General features: G+C 42.3%; 18 protein-coding genes and 2 pseudogenes. 3 read left to right on the top strand and 17 right to left on the bottom strand.

Annotated features, from left to right (window positions below; genetic code table 11):
• Positions 1-7: 7 nt before the first annotated feature.
• The 3 genes and pseudogenes from BACCELL_RS08105 to rbsK all read right to left on the bottom strand — a co-directional run bounded on the left by BACCELL_RS08105 (position 8) and on the right by rbsK (position 3,526).
• A complete protein-coding gene (locus BACCELL_RS08105; protein WP_007211209.1) occupies positions 8-1,468 on the bottom strand; it encodes a DUF4978 domain-containing protein in 1,461 nt (486 codons plus the stop codon).
• 118 nt (positions 1,469-1,586) lie between these two features.
• A pseudogene (locus BACCELL_RS08100) lies at positions 1,587-2,593 on the bottom strand (GRP family sugar transporter).
• A gap of 24 nt (positions 2,594-2,617) precedes the next feature.
• Entirely contained in the window at positions 2,618-3,526 is a 909-nt protein-coding gene (gene rbsK / locus BACCELL_RS08095) for a ribokinase (protein WP_007211206.1), read from the bottom strand.
• 307 nt (positions 3,527-3,833) lie between these two features.
• On the opposite strand from rbsK, the gene BACCELL_RS08090 reads away from it, so the two are divergent.
• Positions 3,834-5,375: a hypothetical protein gene (locus tag BACCELL_RS08090; protein ID WP_022208727.1), complete on the top strand. Its 1,542-nt coding sequence runs from the start codon at positions 3,834-3,836 to the stop codon at positions 5,373-5,375.
• A 50-nt stretch (positions 5,376-5,425) separates the two neighbouring features.
• Here the strand turns inward: BACCELL_RS08090 and lgt are convergent, their stop codons facing one another.
• From lgt to polA, 7 genes are all read right to left on the bottom strand, one after another.
• Positions 5,426-6,259 (bottom strand): prolipoprotein diacylglyceryl transferase, encoded by an 834-nt coding sequence (lgt, locus tag BACCELL_RS08085; protein WP_022208728.1) that lies wholly within the window; start codon positions 6,257-6,259, stop codon positions 5,426-5,428.
• A gap of 28 nt (positions 6,260-6,287) precedes the next feature.
• On the bottom strand, positions 6,288-7,196 hold the full coding sequence (locus BACCELL_RS08080; RefSeq protein ID WP_007211201.1) for a ketopantoate reductase family protein: 909 nt from the start codon (positions 7,194-7,196) through the stop codon (positions 6,288-6,290).
• Positions 7,197-7,209: 13 nt separating this feature from the next.
• Positions 7,210-8,313 (bottom strand): redox-regulated ATPase YchF, encoded by a 1,104-nt coding sequence (ychF, locus tag BACCELL_RS08075; RefSeq protein ID WP_007211200.1) that lies wholly within the window; start codon positions 8,311-8,313, stop codon positions 7,210-7,212.
• Positions 8,314-8,428: 115 nt separating this feature from the next.
• Positions 8,429-9,175: a TonB family protein gene (locus BACCELL_RS08070; RefSeq protein ID WP_007211199.1), complete on the bottom strand. Its 747-nt coding sequence runs from the start codon at positions 9,173-9,175 to the stop codon at positions 8,429-8,431.
• Between the two features lie 10 nt (positions 9,176-9,185).
• Positions 9,186-9,812 carry an HD domain-containing protein gene (locus BACCELL_RS08065; protein ID WP_044153499.1) on the bottom strand — a complete coding sequence of 209 codons (627 nt, stop codon included), beginning with the start codon at positions 9,810-9,812 and terminating at the stop codon, positions 9,186-9,188.
• A gap of 140 nt (positions 9,813-9,952) precedes the next feature.
• Positions 9,953-10,345: a DUF3836 domain-containing protein gene (locus BACCELL_RS08060; protein WP_007211197.1), complete on the bottom strand. Its 393-nt coding sequence runs from the start codon at positions 10,343-10,345 to the stop codon at positions 9,953-9,955.
• Positions 10,346-10,624: 279 nt separating this feature from the next.
• The gene (gene polA / locus BACCELL_RS08055) at positions 10,625-13,450 is read right to left on the bottom strand and encodes a DNA polymerase I (RefSeq protein ID WP_007211195.1); all 2,826 of its coding nucleotides are present in this window, start codon (positions 13,448-13,450) and stop codon (positions 10,625-10,627) included.
• A gap of 86 nt (positions 13,451-13,536) precedes the next feature.
• On the opposite strand from polA, the gene BACCELL_RS08050 reads away from it, so the two are divergent.
• Positions 13,537-14,511 carry a polyprenyl synthetase family protein gene (locus tag BACCELL_RS08050; RefSeq protein WP_007211194.1) on the top strand — a complete coding sequence of 325 codons (975 nt, stop codon included), beginning with the start codon at positions 13,537-13,539 and terminating at the stop codon, positions 14,509-14,511.
• Here BACCELL_RS08050 and BACCELL_RS08045 read toward each other — a convergent pair whose 3' ends face one another.
• From BACCELL_RS08045 to mnmG, 7 genes are all read right to left on the bottom strand, one after another.
• Entirely contained in the window at positions 14,512-15,216 is a 705-nt protein-coding gene (locus BACCELL_RS08045; RefSeq protein WP_044153701.1) for a DUF1266 domain-containing protein, read from the bottom strand.
• Between the two features lie 331 nt (positions 15,217-15,547).
• A complete protein-coding gene (deoC, locus tag BACCELL_RS08040) occupies positions 15,548-16,450 on the bottom strand; it encodes a deoxyribose-phosphate aldolase (RefSeq protein ID WP_007211192.1) in 903 nt (300 codons plus the stop codon).
• The gene (locus tag BACCELL_RS08035) at positions 16,437-16,775 is read right to left on the bottom strand and encodes a nucleotide pyrophosphohydrolase (protein WP_026366777.1); all 339 of its coding nucleotides are present in this window, start codon (positions 16,773-16,775) and stop codon (positions 16,437-16,439) included. Before BACCELL_RS08035 ends, deoC begins: the two co-directional genes overlap by 14 nt.
• Complete coding sequence (dtd, locus tag BACCELL_RS08030) at positions 16,775-17,227, bottom strand: D-aminoacyl-tRNA deacylase (RefSeq protein ID WP_007211190.1); 453 nt, start codon at positions 17,225-17,227, stop codon at positions 16,775-16,777. The genes BACCELL_RS08035 and dtd overlap by 1 nt, the downstream gene beginning before the upstream one ends.
• Positions 17,228-17,329: 102 nt before the next feature.
• Positions 17,330-19,156 carry an excinuclease ABC subunit UvrC gene (gene uvrC / locus BACCELL_RS08025; protein ID WP_007211189.1) on the bottom strand — a complete coding sequence of 609 codons (1,827 nt, stop codon included), beginning with the start codon at positions 19,154-19,156 and terminating at the stop codon, positions 17,330-17,332.
• 26 nt (positions 19,157-19,182) lie between these two features.
• Positions 19,183-19,707: an adenine phosphoribosyltransferase gene (locus tag BACCELL_RS08020; protein ID WP_007211188.1), complete on the bottom strand. Its 525-nt coding sequence runs from the start codon at positions 19,705-19,707 to the stop codon at positions 19,183-19,185.
• A gap of 57 nt (positions 19,708-19,764) precedes the next feature.
• Positions 19,765-21,639: a tRNA uridine-5-carboxymethylaminomethyl(34) synthesis enzyme MnmG gene (gene mnmG, locus BACCELL_RS08015; protein ID WP_007211187.1), complete on the bottom strand. Its 1,875-nt coding sequence runs from the start codon at positions 21,637-21,639 to the stop codon at positions 19,765-19,767.
• Positions 21,640-22,557: 918 nt separating this feature from the next.
• Between mnmG and BACCELL_RS27120 the strand changes: the two are divergent.
• Positions 22,558-22,748: pseudogene (locus tag BACCELL_RS27120) on the top strand (hypothetical protein); the annotation flags it as partial.

The following is a 22,748-nucleotide window of genomic DNA, read 5'->3' as shown; positions in this document are numbered from 1 at the left end:
TAGTAGGTTAAAACTTTATTCTATAGACTATACAAGGCTCCATGGCAAGCCGGTTATCGGGAGCTTCTGCTTTCTCTTCAGATACCCAGTTTCCGTCAATATCATAATGCCCTTTTTCTATGCTTTTTATTTGTATGTTCCTGAATACCATCTCATCACTTTTGGTGGAAGCAACAGTCAGGTGGTCATTATACTCTATCGCAAAGGCCACTCCACGAGATTTGGTACTCCATTTGATACCTGCGTGAGTAGTGTTTTTACTCTCGGAGGTTTGTTCCATTCCGTCATTACTCTTTAAGTTGAATCCCGCTATATCCAAATAATTTGCATTAGCGAGGTCTACCCATGCTTCTTTAAAGATTTTAAAGGCATCCACTATTTGCTGTGTATGTGCCTTAGGAGTAAAGTCGGGATTGTAGATCCCTCGCAGTGTCCATTCTGTGAGGAATGGGTGAGGGGTAGTGATGACTTCGAATATCTCATATCCACAACCCAGACTGAATGCTTTTAAAGCGAGAAGGTCATTATTTGCATATTCACCTCCATTCTCTGCAATGTGTGCATAATTACCTTCAATCTTTCTCAATTGTCTGAGTTTTCCGTCTATAGCTTGGATGCTATTTTCGTAAGGATCTACTCCTACATAATCGATACCTTCAGTAATTGCAATAGCTGTACTTTTAGTTAGATATTCAGGATAGGTTGTTGTCTGATTTACCCGTGTGTAGCAATCGTATGGAGAACTTTTGACTACTTGTCCTAACTTGTCCAGCATGATTATTAGGTCGGGCCATATTTGCTCCGGTGTATACCCATGTGCTTCGTTATGCCGGGTTGCCAGCATATCCGGTTCATTTTCAATTTGAATACCTATGACCGTGTGTTTTTGGTTATGTATATTGTCATAGTTGTAGATGGCTTCCATCATTTTTCCCAAAGCCTTTGATTCACGCTCTACCAAAGCAGGTGTATTAGGTTTCAAGTAATAGTGCTTTCCTAACCATCCGTCAAAAGCAGCATCTGGTTTGAGATCGGGATAAGTCACAGGATCATTTACTATATACTCCGGTATATACCCCTCTACAGAATATCCGCACATATAACTACCAAACCATAAGATTTCCAGTTTCATCTGGTATTTGTCGCACAGTTCGATATACTTTTCTACCAGTTCTGTGTTATAGATGTCTTTTTGCACTTCTATATCCCTCCAACCAACAGGAACTTGTATGACTAATATGTTCATATTAGCTGCCAGTTCAAAATACGGTTCCAGTTCATTTAGAGTTTTTTTATCTAATTGCAGGAAATAGTCTGTGCGCAGTTGGGCTCCTAACATTAAGAATGGCTTTCCTTCCACTATTAGTTTTTGAGGATGGACGGCAGGAGGTCGTTCAGGCTCATTAGTATTACTGCATGCTAGTATGGTAAGTAGGAAGCAGTATAACAAGATGTTGATAACTCTCATAATTTTACGTTTTTTGTTGATACAAGATTTTTGGTTTTAAAGCTTTTATTTCTCCTCCCCTCTTATCTTTGAGATAATAGAAAAAGAAAGCACAAAGGAGAGGGGCGGGAGTTCTTTTTTAATTAGCTCCGGAGATAATAATTGCTCCTAAACCGGATATAAACAGAACGAACATGCAGGCCAGAAGAATATTTACCGCACGGGAAGAGCCTTTGAATTCTTTCCAGATAAATATGCCCCACAAGGCTGCAATCATGGGTGCTCCTTGTCCTAGTGCGTAAGAAATAGCTGCACCGGCTTTTCCTGCTGCAATATAACTGAGAGCCGTACCCAATCCCCAAATAGCTCCTCCCAGCACTCCGACCATGTGTGTGCTGAACTTGCCTTGGAAATACTCCTTATAGCTCACGGGAGTACCTACAAACGGCTTTTTCATCACGATGGTATTGATAATGAAATTGCTTATGAAGATACCTATTGCGAATATAAAGAATGCTGAATATGGAGTAGCCATTGTGGGGGTAGGTGACTCAAAATTGTTCAAGTCCATGGCGGCAGCAACAAACCGATAGAAGAAAGACATCAGTACACCGGCTATAATGGCAATGATAATCCCTTTCTTATTGATGATGCTTCCTTTCTGATTCATTTTTCCGGCAGCTATGGCATTAAAGATTATGGCTAATACAACGAGTGTCACACCACTGAACAGAATTACTGCATCACCTTTAGGCTCACCGAAATAATTGACGAAAACACCTAATACCAAGGCTATGCCGACTCCTAAGGGGAATGCTACCGTAAGCCCTGCCATAGAAACGGAAGCTGATAAGAGGATGTTGGACAGATTGAATATGACGCCTCCTGCAAAAGCGCTTGCATAGTTCTCCATACTGATCTGCTTCAAATCTTCAACAAAACCGCGTCCGGCATCCTCCCCGTACTGCCCAGGGTGAAACCTAAGAGGAGAGAGAAGGCAAGGATACCGATTACGTAATCCCAGTAGAATAATTCGTAACGCCAGGTTTTCCCGGCAAGTTTCTGTGTATTACCCCACGAACCCCAACAAAGCATCGTGACAACGCAGAAAATAACTGCTAATGAATAACTGTCGACTATAAACATGGTATTAGATTTTTAAATTACTATTTATAAAACATCAATTTCTTTACGATAGGGTAGGGAGGGCTGGGCTCCCATTCGGGTCACAGTGATGGATGCACATTTATTTGCGAATTTAACTGCATTCAACACATCTACATCTTCGGATAAAGCGACGCACAATGCACCGCAGAAAGTGTCTCCCGCTGCTGTAGTATCTACGGCTTTAACTTTGGGTACGGGCACTTCATGAAATGTATCTTTCTCTTTAATCAGTGCTCCTTTGGAACCAAGAGTGATAACCACGATATCCACTCCTTTGGCACTGATAATATCCGCGGCTCTACGGGCGCTTTCCCAATCGGTCACTTTGATTCCCGAGAGTATTTCAGCTTCCGTTTCATTGGGAATGATCATATACAGGTTCTGCAATAATTTGTTGGAGAGTGCCCGGGCGGGTGCCGGATTCAGGATTACTTTGATACCCTGTTCGCTGGCTATCTGAGCGGCATATTCCACTGTTTCTATGGGAATTTCCAGTTGCATCAACAAGATGTCACCTTTTTCAATGGTAGGCTGTGCCTTCCGGATGTCTTCGGGACTCAATGAACCATTGGCTCCGGAAGCGATGGCGATGCTGTTTTCTCCATTCATATCCACCATAATTAGCGCTACACCTGAAGGAAGTGTGAGATCTGAATAGATATTTTCAACATGGATTCCTTCGTCTTCATATTGTTCTATGGAACGTTTGCCGAACAGGTCGTTTCCGGTTTTGGCAATGAAGTGTACATTCCCCTTTAGTCTGGCAGCAGCTACAGCTTGGTTGGCTCCTTTGCCTCCGGGATTCATCATGAAACTACCACCTATGATTGTTTCTCCCGGTACGGGAAGACGGTCAGCTTTGATGACCATATCTGTATTACAACTACCTATTACAATAATATTTTTGCTCATGGCTATTTTATTAGTTTAAGATTAAATAATCGGGAACTGTGCTTTCTTTTTCTATGCCAAAAGTATGCGATACATAATACATAAGCAAACAAAAAGAGCACAAATATAATACTGGTAAAATTATATAATTCTGTTAATTGATGTGTTAAATAATTGATATACATCTGTTTGTATTTGTATTAGATGCTTTATTTTAATATTTGTAATATAGGTAAAAGCTATATTATTCCATGAAAAGATTGCTTTCTTTCGTTTTTTTCTCTACCTTGCTTTCGCTAAGATGTGTTTTTATAAATCTGCTAATGCTATGTTGAAGTCCGAATCACTCATTCAATTGATTAATAGTCTCACGAAACAAGAGAAGAAAGAGTTCTCCATGTATATATCCAATAAGCCGGAGAAAGATTATATTTTTCTTTTCAGGTTGATTGATGATAAGAAGATAAGCGATCCTGAGGAGTTGAAACAATGCTTTCTGAAAGCAAAACCTACTTCTTCTTTCAATACGGTGGTTATTTACCTGTTTGATCTGCTGATAGAGATATTGACAAAACTGAGAACAGAGCAGGATAGCTATTATCTGTTATTCAATGAGCTGCTGCATGCCAGGGTGTTGTATGAGAAATCAATGTATCAGGAGTGCTTCCAGGTACTGAAAAAAGTGAAGGAAAAAGCTGTCTATTATGAGAATCATTTTGCACTGCTTGTGGCGCAAAGGCTGGAACTGAATTATCTCTTGACTCTGGATTTCGAAGAGGTGGATGAAAAGAAGCTCCTGAACAAGCAATATAAGATGAATAATACCCTAAAGAATATCAGGCAGCTGAATGAACAGTCTTCATTGCATGAGTTATTGAAGTTGAGAATGCTTAATAGGGGAGCTTCACGATCATTGGAGGAAACACAGAAGTTGGATGATCTGGTGACGAGTGAGATCAGTATCGTGGCAAGTGCAGGCGTCGAAAACTTTGAGATAAAGAAAAACCACCAGCTTTTTCAGGCCAATTACTTTATGATGGTGGGAGATTACAGAGCAGCCTTCAATTCGTTTGTGGAACTGAACAAGCTGTTCGAGGAGAATACGCATCTGTGGAATAATCCTCCGGTATATTATCTGATGACTGTAGAAGGAATGTTAGAGAGTCTTCGCATTATGCATAATTATGAGGGTATGGATTACTTTATAGGGAAGTTGGAGAAACTGTCTTCACCGTCATCGAGTTTTCAGTTGAATGTAACTTATGTGATATTCATATACAGGCTATTTTCCTATATCGATAGAGGAGAGTTTGAACAGGCGGGTTTGTGGATTGCTGAACATCAGGCTTCACTGATTGATAAAATGGCCTTATTAAAAGAACAGCAACAGGCGGAAATGTCCTTGTATGTCGCCTTGATCCATTTGGGGAACGGGGAGTACAGGAAAGCCCGGAAACGGTTGAGTACGACTATCGGGAGAGGACACCTATATTCTCTGCCACTGTTTCGCACCATTAGGATCGTGAATGTGATGATTCATTATGAGTTGGGGGATGTAGACTATATCCAGTCCGAAGTTCGCTCTATTAAGCGGGAAATGTCCAAAAACAAAGGGTATAATCTGAAGGTAGAATCATTTCTGCTTAAATTTCTGAATTACTCTTTCGTTGATACGAATCGGAAAAAGCGAGCGAGAATATGGGAAAGCATGGCGGAAGAGGTTCATACTTTGTATGCGGATAAATATGAGACTCAGATTTTACGTAAGTTCGATTTTGTGGCATGGGTTGAGGCCAAGATATTTGAAGTTCCCTTAAGTGATATTCTGAAGCGGGAGCATGCCTCGAAGAGTAAGTGGCAACGTAAATAGTGTAAATGAGGATGCATCAGAATCGTGTCTGATACATCCTCATTTTTCTTTTATTTCTGTGTTTTCTTCTTTCCGTAGAAGAACATGAAATACACTCCTATGATTACAAACGGAACACTGAGCCATTGTCCCATATTCAGTGACATGCTATTCTCGAAATCTACCTGATTCTCTTTCAGGAATTCTACGAAGAAGCGGAATACAAAAATTTCTGTCAGACAGAGTCCGAAGAAGAAACCACGATGCAGCTTCTTGCCGTAATTCTTATACAGGAAAATCATCAGCAGGAAGAAAATGAAGTAGGCGATTGCTTCGTAAAGCTGTGCCGGATGCCGGGGAAGCATATCTACCCGTTCGAATACAAATGCCCAAGGCACATCGGTCGCTTTGCCGATAATTTCAGAATTCATCAGATTGGCAAGGCGGATGAAGCAGGCGCAGATAGGAGTTGCTACGGCAATCATGTCCAATACGTCCATATAGTGCATTTTCATCTTGCGGCAGTACAGCCATAGGGCTATCATCAGCCCCAGCGTGCCTCCATGACTGGCGAGACCTGCATAGCCGGTCCATTTCCAACCTCCATCGGGCAGGAACTGTATAGGCAATATCATCTCCCAGAAATGATGAAGATAGTATTCCGGCTGATAGAACAGGCAATGTCCCAGGCGTGCTCCGATGAGGATGCCGAAAAAGCAGTAAAAGAACAGCGGTTCAAACTTGTCATCGCCGATTTTTTTGTCTCTGTACTGGTAGCGGACTACGAAATAGGAACAGGCGATACCGATGACCCATAACAGACCGTAATAGCGTACGGGAATATGACCGAACAGATTGAATAGTTCGGGATTTGGGTCCCAATTGATGCTGAGTAATGGAAGCATAATATATTTTTTTATTAAGTTTATTGTTTCAACTTCTGAACTTCTCCGCCACCATCCGATACGTCGGAATGTCGATTCCTTGTTCCTCAGCAGCAGTAATCATATCGAATAGCAGTCCTTGTACTTCGCTTTCATGTCCTTTGGCTATATCCTTCTGCATGGAGGCGGTACTTTCCGGGGCAAGTTTGTCGATTACTTTGAGGTTATACTCCACAATGTTTTCTTTGAACTCAATACCCAATTTCCGGCCCAAAGTGGCACTTTCTTCTGAAAGACCAATGAATGTATCCCGAACCTTACCGGGCTTTTGTACTTCGCCCATAGGCACATCGTAATAAGCTCCGGTAACAGCCATGGCAGAGATGAAAGACCACTTCACAAAGGTATCCCGATTGATGTCCGGAGATATCTCTGCTTTGATGCCACTTTCTTCTAAATCCTGCCGAACAGCCTCCAACGTTCCACGGGGAACAACCGTGTCTTTATGTGCTCCGTAAACCAAGCGGAATATCTTTCCCATCTGGGTAATTTCGCCTTTACCTGATACGAAACCGACAATGTAAATACAGCCGTCCAGTACCGTTACTCCGGGTACAAGGCGCTGAATGCGCGGACCTGTCCCATATACATTGAGAATAGGGATGACAATAGTGTCTTTATGCGATACACGCTTGATCAGGTCAGTGATAGAATCAACCGAATAGCCTTTGACACATACGAAAATGACATCGGCACTGCCGTTATATTCTTCGGCAGTATATGCTTTTACCGGTAGTGTATGTTCACCTTTCAGATCAGAGTGCAGACGCAATCCATGTTCGCGTATGGCAGTCAAGTGTTCGCCGCGGGCTATACAAGTCACATCTTTCCCGGCAAGAGAAAGAAAAGCGGCGATACTGCCTCCTACGCCGCCTGTACCGGCTATGAGATATTTCATAACCTGTAATTGATTATACGTTAAACCGGAAGTGCATGATATCGCCATCCTGCACTATGTATTCTTTTCCTTCCACGCCTAGCTTTCCGGCTTCTTTTACAGCAGCTTCGCTGCCATATTGCAGAAAGTCTTCGTACTTGATAACTTCAGCGCGAATGAAGCCCTTCTCAAAGTCTGTATGGATAACGCCGGCGCACTGCGGAGCTTTCCAGCCTTTTTCATACGTCCAGGCACGTACTTCTTGTACACCGGCAGTGAAGTAAGTTTGCAGGTTCAGCAGGCTGTAGGCTGACTTGATGAGGCGACTTACACCTGACTCTTCCAGTCCTACTTCTTCGAGGAACATCTGGCGATCCTCATAAGTTTCCAGTTCGGCAATATCCGCTTCTGTTTTGGCGGCTACCACCAATATTTCGGCATTCTCATCCTTGACGGATTCCCGTACCATATCTACGTATTTATTACCTTTTACAGCACTTGCTTCATCTACGTTGCATACGTACATCACAGGTTTGGAAGTCAGCAGGAAGAGTTCGCGGGCAAGTTTTATCTCATCTTTAGTTTCAAAGACTACGGTGCGTGCTGATTTGCCTTGCTCCAGTGCTTCTTTGTACTTTACCAGTACGTCATAGGCCAGTTTAGCGGTCTTGTCTCCACCGGTCTGCGCTTGCTTTTGTACTTTCTGTATGCGTGACTCGATGGTTTCAAGGTCTTTCAGTTGAAGCTCATAATCGATGATTTCCTTGTCACGTACGGGGTTTACACTTCCGTCTACATGTGTCACGTTCTCGTCGTCGAAGCAACGCAGCACATGGATGATAGCGTCTGTTTCTCGGATATTTGCGAGAAATTTATTACCTAATCCTTCACCTTTGCTGGCACCTTTTACCAATCCGGCGATATCCACGATTTCCACTGTAGTGGGGACGATTCGTTGCGGATGTACCAGGTCGGCGAGCTTATTCAAGCGCTCATCGGGTACGGTGATTACACCTACATTCGGTTCTATTGTACAGAAAGGAAAGTTTGCTGCCTGCGCTTTTGCGTTTGACAGACAGTTGAAAAGTGTTGATTTACCTACGTTCGGCAAACCAACAATACCACATTGTAAAGCCATTATCTATTTTGTTATTACTTATTTTCTTGCTGCAAAGATAGGTATTCTTCTGTTTATCTGATAAAAGATTAGGTTTTAATTAACGTTGTCCTATGTCTTTCAATGCTATGTAGCGTTATTCTGTATATTGTTTCCATATATCTATATGGAAATAGACAGGCAATATAAAGGTACTTTCTACACACAAACCTCTTTGTCTGGCAGGCTTCCAAGCTGGCATGGAAAGAACGAGGCGTTTTGCCTCTTGATCCAGCATCGGTGATACACTCCGGAGGATTTTAGGATCGGTAGCTTTACCCTTTTCATCAATAGTGAACTGTATTAGTACTTCTCCTTCTTCTCCTTGCTTAAAAGCTTCCTGAGGATATTGTTGGTTTTCTTTGAAGAATTTGTATAAAGCTTCTTCACCATCTGGGAAATAGGCATCTGCATATACAAGTTCAAACGTACCATCACGGTCGTCTTCATAAGGTTCACCTTTTTCAATGATTTTCTTATCTTTTCTTACATGTACATTTTTCAATCTTTGAATACGTGGTTGCATTTGTACTATGAAACCGGTAGTATCTTTCTCCTGTAATTGTCTGTATGCATCTTCTTTTCCTGCATAGGTAAAGTATAGGGTTTCTTTAGGTTTGGCATCTATGTAGAAATTTCCGTTTGAGTCTGAAATTGTTCCACGCATACTTCCGGGGATGTAGATACTTACCTTGGGGAGAGCGTTGTTATCTGTATCCACAACCTTTCCCTTAAAGAATATCCTGTCTGGATTAAGTGGTTCAAAAGGTCTGATTTGCGCTTTCAAAAATGAGGGAAAGGATAGTAATATGCCAAGTATGGCATTATAATAAAGTGCTTTCATTATTGGAGGTTTAATTGTTTTTTTCTTCTGAAAATAATTTGTTGAATGTTTTTTTGAGCAACTCTTCGTTTAGGATAATAGTTTGTAGTTCTTTCAGGCGTTCTGTATTCTTGGAGTCTGGAAGCCAGAGCTTCAGATATCCTCCAGGCGCATATTTGTCCATTAAATGCTGATGAAAACGTTGATAGTGCCATTCTTTATCTGCTTCTGGTTGTTGTTTCAGTCCGTATTGTACCGTGCGGCGTAGAGTGATAGTGGGGTCAATCACGCGATCTGCTTCTGCGACTATTTTTCCGTAAATACTCCGAGGTTCATGGTCCGTAGATGCCCGATGGTCTTCTACCGCTTCTTTCATTGTTTCTATTTCTATTTCATTAAACCATTGGCGGAGAGTGACATCTTGCTTCAGAATCTCACCTGAAATTAGGTGATGTGTAGCACGATCATGACAAAGTCCGGTGTCGTGGTAAGCGGCAATAGTATATGCCATACTTTCATTTACATCATACTGTTTGGCAAGTGAAAGGCTCTCTTCTATAACGGCCTGTACGTGCGAGAGGTTATGAGCCTTGTCGAACTTCTCATAACGTGGAATGATTTTTGTTTCAATGTAGTGGGTGAGGTTGGCAGGTATCATAAATAGATGTTTTTTTTGAAAGGCAAAGTTATGAAAAAAGCCGGAATACATCGCGTATTCCGGCTTTCATTGGTGTACAAAACTTATAAAGGTTTCGGTTTGTTCAATTTGTTAGAATTTTAAGAGAGTATCTGTAAGATTTACAGGCTTGGATTGTCCATTGTAACCGTCATGTCAGGTACAAGGACGTATGCTTTTTGTTTGCTGTTCCATTTATAATAAGTGGTAGTGATACTTTTTCCCTGATAGGCGTAGCAAATGCGGAGGTCGTTTTCCCAAGTATTCTTTTGGCTATTCCACTTCATAGTTTCGCTTTCCGTCATACGTTTTTGGTCATCATACTTGTAGCTGTACTTCATGTAGTTTGCTAAAGTTCCACTGTCCATCTTGTAAACGGTTTGCCCAACCATCATTCCGTCTTTCTCTTCCGAATTGTAAATAAGGTTGTTTTTGTTAGCTGCAGAAGCTGCCATAGCACTAAAAAGAATAACTGCTGATAAAGCAACTGTTTTTAAAAATACTTTTGTTCTCATGGTTCTATATGTTTTTAAGTTATCTCTTACTATATTCTATCAATATGTCATTGAATTCGCTGCAAAGGTACGTATTTAATTGACATAAATATCATATATGAATTAAATATAGTCAAAATGTCAGATGCGATTGCTTTCTTATGCTTTCTTTTTGCCAAGATTGATGACAAAAAAATATCCGGCAGTGATGTTGCCGGATATTATGGTGAGCAAACTGTATTTCGAACAGATTACTTCAGTTGCTTTCTGATTGTAAGTTAAATAAAGTTATAGGTGGAATTAATGGGCTTCCAACCAGTTCTTTCCCCACCCACAATCGGCTCTCAGGGGTACGTGCATGCGATATGCGCGTTCCATTTCTTCAATTACAATTTGTTGCACAAACTCTTTTTCAGCCTCTGGAACGCTGAAATTTAGTTCGTCATGGACCTGTAAAATCATCTTTGCTTTCAGATTGTTACTTTGAAAGCGTTTGTAGATGCGTGCCATGGCAACTTTAATGATATCAGCTGCACTTCCCTGGATAGGCGCATTGATGGCATTGCGCTCTGCATATCCGCGTACGGTTGCGTTGCGGGAGTTGATATCGGGCAGGAAACGTTTGCGGTGGAAGATCGTTTCCACATATCCTTGTTCGCGTGCTATCTGAATACTTTTATCCATATATTCACGAACTTGCGGGTAGGTTTCGAAATATCCGTCGATCAATTCTTTGGCTTCTTTACGGTCCACATTCATACGTTCTGCCAATCCAAAGATAGAAATACCGTAGATGATACCGAAATTGGCTGTCTTAGCTTTGCGACGCATGTCGGAAGTGACGTCCTTTATATCTACCTTATATATTTTAGCGGCAGTGGCGGCATGAATATCATAACCACTGAGGAAGGCGTCAATCATATTCTTATCTTCGCTTAGATGCGCCATAATGCGCAACTCTATCTGTGAATAGTCGGCGGAGAAGAACTCGCAACCATCGTCCGGAATGAAGGCTTTACGGATTTCCTTACCGTCTTCGTCGCGGATAGGAATGTTTTGCAGGTTCGGGTTGCTGGAACTGAGTCGTCCGGTAGCTGTGACTGCCTGGTTAAAAGAAGTATGAATACGCCCTGTGCGTGGATTGATCAGCAGGGGGAGAGCATCGATATATGTTCCTAATAATTTCTTCAATCCCCGGTATTCGAGGATCTTTCCGATAATCTCATGTTTATTGCGCAGGCTTTCCAGCACCTCTTCCGAAGTGACGTATTGTCCTGTCTTGGTTTTCTTCGCCTTATCCGTAATCTTCAGTTTGTCGAACAGGATTTCGCCCACCTGCTTGGGTGAAGCTATATTGAACGTTTCCTCTGCCAGTTCATAGATTTCTTTTTCTATCTCTTGCAGGCGGACAGTGAAATGTTCGGAGGTTTGTTTCAGCGCTTCGGTATCAATGCGCACCCCGTTACTTTCCAGATTGGCGAGTACGCGTACGAGCGGCATTTCTATTTCATAGAAGAGATGTTCAACCCCCTGTTTCTTCAATTCTTCTTCAAGTACATTCTTTAGCTTTAAAGTAACGTCTGCATCTTCGCATGCATATTTGTAAACTTCTTCTGGTGGAAGGTCTCGCATGTTTTTTTGATTCTTTCCTCTCGGGCCGATAAGTTCATCAATGTGGATGGTTTGATAATGCAGATAAATTTCTGCCAGATAATCCATGTTATGACGAAGTTCGGGTTGCAAAACGTAATGTGCGATCATGGTGTCGAAAAGTTCACCTTTCACTTCCATCCCGTAATTTTGAAGAACAAGAATATCGTACTTGATATTTTGTCCGACTTTCATTGAAGTTTCATTTTCGTAGAGCGGCCGGAACTCATTTACTATTTTTAACGCTTCTTCCCGTTCTGCCGGAACCGGAACATAATAAGCCTGATTTTCGGTATCGCTGAAGCTCATCCCTACCAATTCTGCTTCCATTGGTTCGGCTGAAGTGGTTTCTGTATCTATTGAGAGAATTTTCGTTGTAAGCAACTTTTTAATAATTTTGCTCCTTTTCTCTTCTGTATCAATGAGTTGATAGTCGGCATTGATGGTTTCTAAACGCGCGAGATTTGAATTTTTGGAATCTTCCGGCCCGTTGGACGCAAATTCTTCAAACAAATTGCCTTGAACCGGACCGTTATTTTGAGTAAAAAGCGGGCCTGGTGAAAAAAGATCGGGAGCAATGGAAGAAGGGGAGGGGGAACTACTCTTCTTGAGTACACGGTCAATGAGTGTACGGAATTCCAATTCTTCGAAAATTTTCCTGAGTTCTTCTTCATTCGGTTCTTCACGAACGAGAGCTTTCATGTCAAGTTTGATGGGAACATCGATTTTGATTGTTGCAAGGAATTTGGAGAAGATAATCATTTCCCGGTTATTTTCGACTTTCGTCTTTAATGCACCTTTTAGTTTATCGGTGTGCTCCAGAAGATTTTCGATACTGCCGAATTCACTGATCAGCTTTTGTGCGGTTTTCTCTCCGACGCCGGGACATCCGGGAATATTATCGGAAGCATCCCCCATTAATCCCAGCATGTCAATAACCTGCTGGGTGGACTGAATGTCGAATTTAGCTTTTACCTGTTCTATTCCCATAACCTCAAACCCGCCGGTATGTTTGGGACGGTACATGAATACGTTTTCAGATACTAATTGGCCATAGTCCTTATCGGGAGTCATCATGTAAGTGGTAATGCCTTGTTGCCCTGCCTCAGTGGCAAGCGTGCCGATGACGTCGTCGGCTTCGTATCCCGCTACTTCCAGGATGGGAATGCGGTATGCACGTATAATATCCTTTATAATAGGTACGGAAAGGCGGATAGCTTCCGGAGTTTCCTCACGTTGTGCCTTATATTGTTCGTAGGCCTCATGGCGGAAGGTCGGTCCGGCGGGATCGAAAGCGACTCCGATGTGAGTAGGGTTCTCTTTTTTAAGTACTTCTTCCAGGGTATTTACAAAGCCCAGAATGGCGGAAGTATTGAACCCTTTGGAGTTAATCCGAGGGCTCTTGATGAACGCGTAATAGGCGCGATATATCAATGCATAGGCATCGAGAAGAAACAGTTTATCGTCAGAATTCATATATTTATCCTTTTTTTCATGGTAAAAGTACAAAAAAATACCGTATTAAGTGTTTTATTACTATTTTTGTGGGAAAATAGCGATGCATGGACAACTCATCACTCATAAAAACTCCGATAGCGGCAGAACTGGACGATTTCAAAAAGCTGTTTGACAATTCGCTTACCAGTTCCAACTTTTTGCTGAATGAAGTAATCTCACACATTCGACAAAAGAATGGGAAGATGATGCGTCCGATTTTGCTGCTGCTTGTGGCAAAGCTATATGGACGGATTTGTCCCGAATCACTTCATGCGGCGGTTTCCCTTGAATTATTACATACGGCCAGTCTGGTACACGATGATGTGGTGGATGAAAGCACCGAGCGTCGCGGACAGCTGTCGGTGAATGCCATTTATAATAATAAGGTAGCGGTACTGGTGGGTGACTACCTTTTGGCAACTGCACTTGTGCAGGTAGGCAAGACGCATAATTACGCTATTATTGATGTGGTTTCCCGTTTGGGACAGAATTTGTCCGAGGGAGAACTTCTTCAACTTTCTAATGTAAGTAATCTCCAATTCTCCGAAGAAATCTATTTTGATGTGATCCGTAAGAAGACGGCTGTGCTCTTTGCAGCTTGTACCAAATCGGGTGCTCTCTCGGTAGGAGTGACCGATGAACAGGCGGAATTTGCGCGCCAGTTCGGTGAATATATCGGTCTTTGCTTCCAGATTAAGGATGATATATTCGACTATTATGATAGTAAGGAGATAGGTAAGCCAACAGGAAACGATATGTTGGAAGGCAAACTGACCCTTCCCGTTCTTTATGCCTTGAACTCTACCAAGGATGAAAGTGCGGAAGAGATTGCCGTCAAAGTGAAAAATGGTACTGCCTCGGCCGATGAAATCGCCCGATTAATCGAATTTGCCAAGCAACAAGGTGGCATTGAATATGCAGTGCAGACCATGTTTGCCTATAAGGAAAAAGCACTTTCATTATTGGCATCCTTGCCTGATTCAGATGTAAAAGCCGGCCTTGCTGCTTATTTGGATTATGTAGTGGACCGCGATAAATAATCAACCAAACTTACATTTTACCCAAGGGCTTTCGAGACTCTCCGTCGAAAGCAGGAAATAGCGGATTGCTTCCTGGAAGTTCTCTTCGCCGGGATAGCTCATGATTTGTCCTAACAGGAAGCTTTTGCCTATCTCTTTCCAGCAAGCGAATGTTTCACGGCATTTCTTACCGGCAAATTCTATGTACTTCCAGGCTTCTTCTTCGGCTAAAAGTCCATAGTCATAAGATACGCGGGCGAGACTTACCAGATGCCCTAAATCCCATGCTAATATACCTCGTTGGAGGTCTTCATTGGTTATTTCGATTGTGTTATTCTCTTTGATGTACACCAGGAAGTCACTCAGATTTCTGCAATATTGTACGAAGCGATCGATGCCAAGAAAGCGTTCTTTGATGAGTGCTTCGCGTTTTTTTTCGTTATGCTCCGATAGAAAAAGAGAAATCATGATGTTGTATGCACTGCGTTCTCCTTCCTCTTTGAGAAAGTTAAATACCAGTTGAATGTTAGGTTTGTCTTTTAGTCTTACGGCTAAAGAAAGATGTCGGGATAGCTCCTCACGACTTCTTCCCGTAGTCAGACTGTTTGTGTAAAAAAACTCTTGCTCTCCGCTCATCAGTCCGATGAGAAGGGCTTGTTCACGATTTCGGTTCACAGGAGGTGCCTGTGGATTCCGATGGAAGAGGGGTGCCGAATTTGTTTCCATACTCTTATCTTTACGTTTGTTATCAAAAAGCGTGAGAACTGTTACTTGTACCATTCCTGAGGCTTCGGCAAACCTTCTATGAAATACAAGCAACAGTCTCACGCCTATTCGATATATAACAAGAGTATATACACGAAAGTGCGTGAGACCCGTTTGCTCATTACCTTTCATAGATTGAATTTTGCCGAATTCCAGGAAAAAGGTAATAAATGAAACGTTCTCTAATACAATGCTTTAGCCAAAACTCTATTGGCTTATGTTGTCGCAAAGATAGGAAAAGTTTCGCTTTTCCTATCAAGCTTCTTTAGTTTTTATTATGGTATGGAAGCTCTTAGAAGAACTTCATTTCCATGCCTTTGATGTCCGAAAGCAGAAGATTGGCCAGGCGGCTGGTGCCCAAGCGGAACCATTGGTTGTTGAGCCATTCTTCGCCAAGCACCTCTTTGACGATAGTGTAGTAGATGACAGCGTCATTTACAGTATTAATGCCTCCGGCAGGTTTGAAACCTACTTTATTGCCGGTTTTATCGTAATATTCTTTAATAGCCCGGCACATTACATAAGCAGCTTCCGGGGTTGCAGCGGGTTGTTGTTTCCCGGTAGATGTCTTTATGAAATCTGCGCCCGAATACATGGATAGGATAGAGGCTTTCATGATATTGGAAGCACTCTTCAGAGCGCCTGTTTCCAGAATCACTTTCATGTGATGTTCCTTGCAGACATCTTTCAGTTCCTGTATCTCTTCGCACATGTTTTCGTAGTCTCCACTCAGGAATTTGCCTACTGAAATTACGATATCTATTTCGTCTGCACCTTCCATCAGTGCCATGGCGGTTTCTGCTACTTTTACTTCTGTGAAGGTTTGTGAGGAAGGAAAACCAGCCGAAACACAGGCTATTTTTACATCCTCTACTTCCAGGGTACTCTTTACGATTTCTGCGAAGTTAGGGTAAACACAGATAGCAGCGACATTCTCCAAATCTGGGAATTCTTCGTCGAACTGATTTACTTTTTGAGTGAATTTCATCACGCTTTCATCGCTGTCCGTAGTGTTCAGTGTAGTGAGATCAATGCAGTGGAACAAGAATTTCTTGACCTCCTCCGTATGGTTTCCGGGCACTTTTTCTGCAATGATTTTCGCTACCTGGGCAGCTACTTCCGTATCGTCCAGATGTGTGTTGTACTTTGCCAATGCGGCATCATACTTGTTCTGGTTAGGTTCATTCTTCTCCATGGTCTTGCAATTTAGGATTATTGATATGGCGGGTGTTATCCCGTTGGGTTTTCTTCTCCAGATTGCGGGCAAACGCTTCAGTGACGTTTACACCTGTCTGATTGGCAATGCAGAGTAGTACCCAGAGGACATCCGCTATTTCGTCTTCGATATTATCTTTTTCTCCTTCTTTGAAGGATTGGTCACCGTACTTGCGGGACATAACTCTTGCCAGTTCACCTACCTCTTCAGTAAGGACAGCCATATTGGTGAGTTCGCTGAAATAGCGTACACCATACTTTTTGATCCAGCAATCTACCTGATGCTGAGCTTCTTCTAATGTCATCATTCCTTGTTTTTTGTATCCATACAGATGGTCACAGGGCCATCGTTCAATAATTCTACCTTCATGTCGGCACCAAATTCTCCGGTACCTATTTCTTTGCCTAATAGAAAACTCAAATCTTTGCAAAACTGTTCATACAGTGGAGCAGAAATATCGGGCTTTGCTGCACGTATATATGAAGGACGGTTACCCTTCTTTGTAGAAGCATGCAAGGTGAACTGACTGATTACCAGTATTTCACCGTTAATGTCGAGGATTGATTTGTTCATTACTCCATTCTCGTCGTCAAAGACACGCAGGTTGACAATTTTTTTGCAAAGCCAGTCAATGTCTTCTTGTCCGTCTGTTTCCTCAATACCTACCAATATCAGAAGCCCTTTCCCTATAGCGGACTTGCATGTTCCGTTGATTGTAACAGAAGCGTGTCCGACACGTTGTATGACTACTCTCATGTTCTTTTTATCCTAATCTTTTAAAAACTTTTCCGGATGCAAAGTTACGAATAAATTCGTGATTGCCTGCAATTTTTATGTATGAATATGTAGAAGGAGGGGTTAACTCCTAAAATATTCTTCAATAACTTTTGCTTTAGCTTCTCCTATAACCTTCGTAAGCGCCTCCAGGGATGCTTCTTTTATGCGCTTTACGCTTTTAAACTCTTTTAGCAGAGCTGCTTTAGTCTTTTCTCCAATGCCTTTTATCTCATCCAACTCGGAAGCAATCTGTCGTTTACTGCGTTTCTCGCGGTGGAAAGTAATGGCAAAACGATGTACTTCATCCTGTATCTGCGTCAATAATCGGAACAGGGGAGTATTTTGTTTTAAACCGATAGTCTGCGGTGGAAAGCCATAAAGCAGTTCGGATGTGCGGTGTTTGCCATCCTTGGCAAGTCCGGCAATGGGGATATTCAGATTTAGTTCGTCCAGAACTTCTTTCACGGCGCCCATTTGCCCCTTTCCACCGTCGGTGATAAGGAGGTCGGGTAGGGTTGCTTTCTCTTCAATAGCGCGCTGATAACGGCGTCTTACGACTTCTTTCATGGAGGCGTAGTCGTCTGCGCCTACTACGGTCTTGATATTGTATTTCCGGTAGTCTTGTTTTGAGGGTTTGGCTTTCTTGAATACCACGCAGGCGGCAACCGGATCGGAGCCTTGGATATTTGAGTTATCAAAACACTCTATTTGTATGGGTAAATGTTCAAGGTGTAACTCTTCCTGTATCTCTTTCATCAAGCGGACGCTACGCTGCTCCGGATTCAGCTTTTCGGCTTGCTTCATGCGATCGGCCTTATACTGCTTTACATTCAGAATGGAAAGATCCAGCAGTTTCTTCTTATCCCCTCGCTGAGGTATTGTAAAGATCACGTCTTTCAACTCCATATCCACCTCGAAAGGCACGATGATTTCGCGTGAAAGGCTCTTGTATCGCTCTCTCATTTCAATGATGCCCAGTTGGATAAGTTCTTCTTTGGTTTCATTCAATCTTTTCTTGTACTCGAATGTAAAAGCCTGGTTGATTGCCCCGTTTGTGATATGCAGATAATTGATAAATGCGGATTTGCCATCGCTGTCTTCCTCTATGGAAAAAACATCGATATTATGCAGAACATTGCTTACTACCTCTGACTTGGCACGGTAATTTTCAATCAGCATGTATCTACTCTTGACCTTTTGTGCCTCTTCAAACTTCATTTCGGCAGCCAGTTCCTGCATTTGCTGAAAAAGCATCCGTTGTATTTCCTGCGTATTACCTTTGAGGATTTCCTTGATTTCTCCGATGTTTTTCATGTAATCATCCAGTGATTGCTTCCCGACGCAAGGTCCGGCGCAGTTCTTGATATGATATTCCAGACAAACATTGAATTTTCCTGCCCGGATATTTTCGGGTGAAAGGTTCAGGTTGCAGGTGCGTAACGGATACAGGTGCTTGATAAGATCAAGCAATGCATTCATGGAAGGTACATGGCTGTAAGGGCCATAGTAAGAGGAACCGTTGCGTATGATTTTACGTGTCTTGAATATCCGGGGAAAATACTCGTTTTGAACGCAAATGGACGGATATGTCTTGTCATCTTTCAACAAGACATTGTACCGTGGCTTATATTTCTTGATGAGATTATTCTCCAGCAGCAAAGCGTCTTCCTCAGAGTTCACCACAATGTATCGGATATCGGCTATTTTGCTGACGAGTACTCTTGTTTTCCCCGGTTCGTGTTCTTTGTTGAAATAGGAGGAGACCCTTCGCTTTAAGTTTTTAGCTTTACCTACGTATATGATAACCCCTTCGGTATTCAGATATTGGTAAATACCGGGGCTATCCGGAAGGTTCAATACAATTCCTTTCAGATATTCGCTGGTTTTAAGTTCAGGGTTATTCTCCATGTGGTTCTCAGATCTCTTCTCTTTGTTTATAATGAAAGTACCGACTGTACGTCTACGTCTTTGTTGAATAAGTCTATTCCGTGCAACTCCTTTAGTTCTATGATGAAGTTTACATATATTTTCTTCGGATTCATCTTTTGTACTAGTTTGCAGGCAGCCTCCATTGTTCCGCCTGTGGCGAGCAGATCGTCATGTAGCAAAACTACGTCGTTCTCGTTGAGGGCATCCTTATGTATCTGAATGGTGTCTTTGCCATATTCTTTATCGTAGCTTTCCTCAATGGTTTCTGCAGGAAGCTTTCCGGGCTTGCGGATAGGAATGAAACCTGCACCCAAGCGGGTGGCAAGGATAGGTCCCATAATGAAGCCTCTCGATTCAATGCCTACCACTTTTGTGATACCTTTGTCCTTGTACATTTCATACAATGTATCTGAAAGTTCCTGGAGTCTTGCAGGATCTTTAAACAATGTAGTTACGTCGTAGAATAGAATTCCCGGAATAGGGAAATCAGGAATTTCCCGAATGCTTTTTGCAAGAGTTTCTTTGCTCATAATCAGTATTTTTAATGCGTTTATTGAATTCTTTGTTTCACGTGGAACGTATTCGCTTTATCTGCCCGAAAGCACCAGTAATACGTTTATATCGCTTGGTGATACGCCCGGAATCCGGCTTGCCTGAGCTATCGTTTCCGGATCAATCTTCACTAGCTTCTGTCTTGCTTCGGTGGATAGGGATTGAATGGCATTATAATCAAACTTCCCTTTTATTTTGATGCTTTCCAGACGAGCCAGTTTATCTGCAATCATTCGTTCACGTCCAATGTATCCTTCATACTTAATCAGGATTTCAGCTGCCTCAATTATTTCTTCTTTTCTTTCAGTAACTTTATCCAGCTCCCGGCGGAAAGCGCTGACATGCTCCGCCATGTTTTCAAGCGTAACTTGCGGACGGTTTATAAGGTCGATCAATTTGCATCCTTGGCGAAGGGGAGTGGTACCCAATTGCTCCAATACCGGATTGATTAATGCCGGTTTCATCGAATAGTTGCGAGTGAATTCTATGATACTATTGATCGAGTCACGCTTCCGTTTCAGTAACTCATAACGGTCGCTCTTTACGAGTCCGAGTTTCCATGCCTTTTCGGTAAGACGCATATCTGCATCGTCCATACGTAGCAGGATGCGATATTCGGCGCGCGAAGTAAACATACGATAAGGTTCATCCACGCCTTTGGTTACCAAATCATCGATTAATACGCCGATATATGCTTCGTCTCGTGCAAGGGTAAATGGTTCACCGCCGTGACAGTTTATATGTGCGTTGATTCCGGCAATGATTCCTTGTCCGGCTGCTTCTTCATATCCGGTGGTCCCGTTTACCTGCCCTGCAAAGAATAGATTTTTAATTTTCTTCGTTTCCAACGTATGTTTTAGTTGGGTAGGGTCAAAGTAGTCATACTCGATAGCGTATCCGGGACGATAAATCACTAGATCTTTGAATGCGGGAACCTTTTTCAGCGCTTCTATCTGTATATTCATCGGGAGTGATGAAGAGAAGCCATTTAAATAAAGTTCCTGAGTTGTTTCTCCTTCCGGTTCCAGAAAAAGCTGGTGTTGCTCCTTATCGGGGAAAGTAACTATTTTAGTCTCGATGCTGGGACAGTAACGTGGACCGATACTCTGAATCTGTCCGTTGAAAAGGGGAGAATCCGGCAGCCCTTCACGTAATACACGGTGTACTTCCTCGTTTGTGAAGCAAGTCCAGCATGGGAGTTGTTTTAAGTGGCGTACACTGGTATCCAGGAATGAGAATTTATGAAAGTCACATTCTCCATCCTGCGTTTCCATGTATTCATAGTGCACGCTCCGTCCGTCTATGCGAACAGGCGTACCGGTTTTCATGCGTCCGTATTCAATGCCATGTCTTGCGATGGATTCGGTTAATTCGTAAGATGCAGGTTCTGCCATACGTCCTCCGGCAAGTTTGGTACGTCCTACGTGCATTAATCCGTTCAGGAAAGTGCCGGCGGTCAGTACGATGCACTTTGCACGGAAGGTTACATCGAGTAAAGTGGTTAAGCCTACCACTTCTCCGTTTTCAACGAGAATTTCACGTACTGTATCTTGCCAGATATGCAAGTTGGGAGTATTTTCTAAGATTTCACGCCATGCCCAGATGAACTTATTGCGGTCACATTGTGCACGGGGGCTCCACATTGCGGGGCCTTTGGAACGGTTCAGGATACGGAACTGGATGGCGGTCTGATCGGTCACTAATCCCATATATCCACCTAAAGCATCTACTTCGCGTACAATTTGTCCTTTGGCAATACCTCCTACGGCAGGGTTACAACTCATTTGTCCTATCTTATTCATGTCCATGGTGATAAGACAGGTTTTTGAACCCAGATTTGCCGCAGCAGCTGCGGCCTCACAACCGGCATGTCCGGCGCCAATCACGATAACGTCGTATTTAAACTCCATTCATTCAATGTCTTTAAAACAGTGCAAAGTTACGAAAAAAACTACTACTCATCCAGTTTTTCTTTTTCTTATCATTGTTTAAGGGATGGTTAGTGGCTTGTGAAATCTTTATTTCTGACGGGTTATGAATTAAATGATAATTCCAATATTAAGTAAATAGAGATAGTATTACTTTATCATTTTATTCATTACTAATACATTTTTGAGAGAAATGCTCTTTCAGTCTTTCAGCCCTCCCGAGCTCCCTGTTCATCGACATTCCGGCTGAAACTTCAGCCTGCTTGTTGTTTCAGGCATCTTTCAGCCGGAACACCGATGAACAGGGAGCTCGGGGAAAACTGAAAGAAGAAAAAGAATTTTTTATGACTTAGTAATGCTTAAAAAATAACTTGATATAAATGGACGTTCTATTTCCCCAATTGGAGAAATATTTTTTTCCAATTAGGGAAAATGATTTCTCCAATTGGGAAAAAAGAAATAGGGGGATAAACGATCATTTATGTACCAAGCTGTTTTATGAAGAATGATCAAGTTCTCTTTGAAGAATATTTGACCTGAAAACTGAACCCTACAGAAACTATACATTTATAGGAGAATAATTCTTGGAAAGGGTTACATACCGCCGTCTATGCGGGGGAAAAAAGCTAAAAATGCCGGATTACGGACCTATACGGTATCTACGTTAAATACGGGATATCTTATTGTGTTATAGCAAGTTGATCTGTAGAAATGAAGTTTTGGGCGTGAGGGTAGGGAACTTACCCTCACGCCCAAAATTTACTCTCACTCACACTTAATGTTTAGTCTATCAACCACTTATTTCAAGAGTGAGAGTAGTGAGGGTAAATCACATCAACTTTTATTTAGCGCTCAGCTTTGATATATAAGTACCCGAAATGCCACACTTAAGTGTTTGAAATGCCACATCTGAGTATCTTAAATGCCACACTTAAACACCCGGAATGCCATACTTCGCACTTCTTCAAGTGTGGCATTCCGGTTACCGAGATGTGGCATTTCAAACGCTTAAGTGTGGCATTTGGAGAACTGTTTTTCGAGGATATAGGAACATCTGTATTGGAAAGACTGAACGCTTTTATTTCATTCCG

It is taken from the genome of Bacteroides cellulosilyticus DSM 14838 (assembly GCF_000158035.1).
Classification (GTDB): Bacteria; Bacteroidota; Bacteroidia; order Bacteroidales; family Bacteroidaceae; genus Bacteroides; species Bacteroides cellulosilyticus.
Note: the sequence above shows the minus strand (reverse complement) of the source record. Positions and strands in the feature narration are given on the sequence as shown.

Coding starts and splice junctions, on each gene's coding strand:
- BACCELL_RS08105 (WP_007211209.1), bottom strand. CDS start 1,468: ATGAGAGTTATCAACATCTTGTTATACTGCTTCCTACTTACCATACTA.
- ychF (WP_007211200.1), bottom strand. CDS start 8,313: ATGGCTTTACAATGTGGTATTGTTGGTTTGCCGAACGTAGGTAAATCA.
- uvrC (WP_007211189.1), bottom strand. CDS start 19,156: ATGGAGAATAACCCTGAACTTAAAACCAGCGAATATCTGAAAGGAATT.
- BACCELL_RS08065 (WP_044153499.1), bottom strand. CDS start 9,812: ATGATACCTGCCAACCTCACCCACTACATTGAAACAAAAATCATTCCA.
- BACCELL_RS08090 (WP_022208727.1), top strand. CDS start 3,834: ATGTTGAAGTCCGAATCACTCATTCAATTGATTAATAGTCTCACGAAA.
- deoC (WP_007211192.1), bottom strand. CDS start 16,450: ATGGAGAAGAATGAACCTAACCAGAACAAGTATGATGCCGCATTGGCA.
- BACCELL_RS08035 (WP_026366777.1), bottom strand. CDS start 16,775: ATGACATTAGAAGAAGCTCAGCATCAGGTAGATTGCTGGATCAAAAAG.
- BACCELL_RS08070 (WP_007211199.1), bottom strand. CDS start 9,175: ATGAAAGCACTTTATTATAATGCCATACTTGGCATATTACTATCCTTT.
- BACCELL_RS08045 (WP_044153701.1), bottom strand. CDS start 15,216: ATGGAAACAAATTCGGCACCCCTCTTCCATCGGAATCCACAGGCACCT.
- BACCELL_RS08080 (WP_007211201.1), bottom strand. CDS start 7,196: ATGAAATATCTCATAGCCGGTACAGGCGGCGTAGGAGGCAGTATCGCC.
- polA (WP_007211195.1), bottom strand. CDS start 13,450: ATGAATTCTGACGATAAACTGTTTCTTCTCGATGCCTATGCATTGATA.
- BACCELL_RS08060 (WP_007211197.1), bottom strand. CDS start 10,345: ATGAGAACAAAAGTATTTTTAAAAACAGTTGCTTTATCAGCAGTTATT.
- BACCELL_RS08020 (WP_007211188.1), bottom strand. CDS start 19,707: ATGAGCAAAGAAACTCTTGCAAAAAGCATTCGGGAAATTCCTGATTTC.
- lgt (WP_022208728.1), bottom strand. CDS start 6,259: ATGCTTCCATTACTCAGCATCAATTGGGACCCAAATCCCGAACTATTC.
- mnmG (WP_007211187.1), bottom strand. CDS start 21,639: ATGGAGTTTAAATACGACGTTATCGTGATTGGCGCCGGACATGCCGGT.
- rbsK (WP_007211206.1), bottom strand. CDS start 3,526: ATGAGCAAAAATATTATTGTAATAGGTAGTTGTAATACAGATATGGTC.
- dtd (WP_007211190.1), bottom strand. CDS start 17,227: ATGAGAGTAGTCATACAACGTGTCGGACACGCTTCTGTTACAATCAAC.
- BACCELL_RS08050 (WP_007211194.1), top strand. CDS start 13,537: ATGGACAACTCATCACTCATAAAAACTCCGATAGCGGCAGAACTGGAC.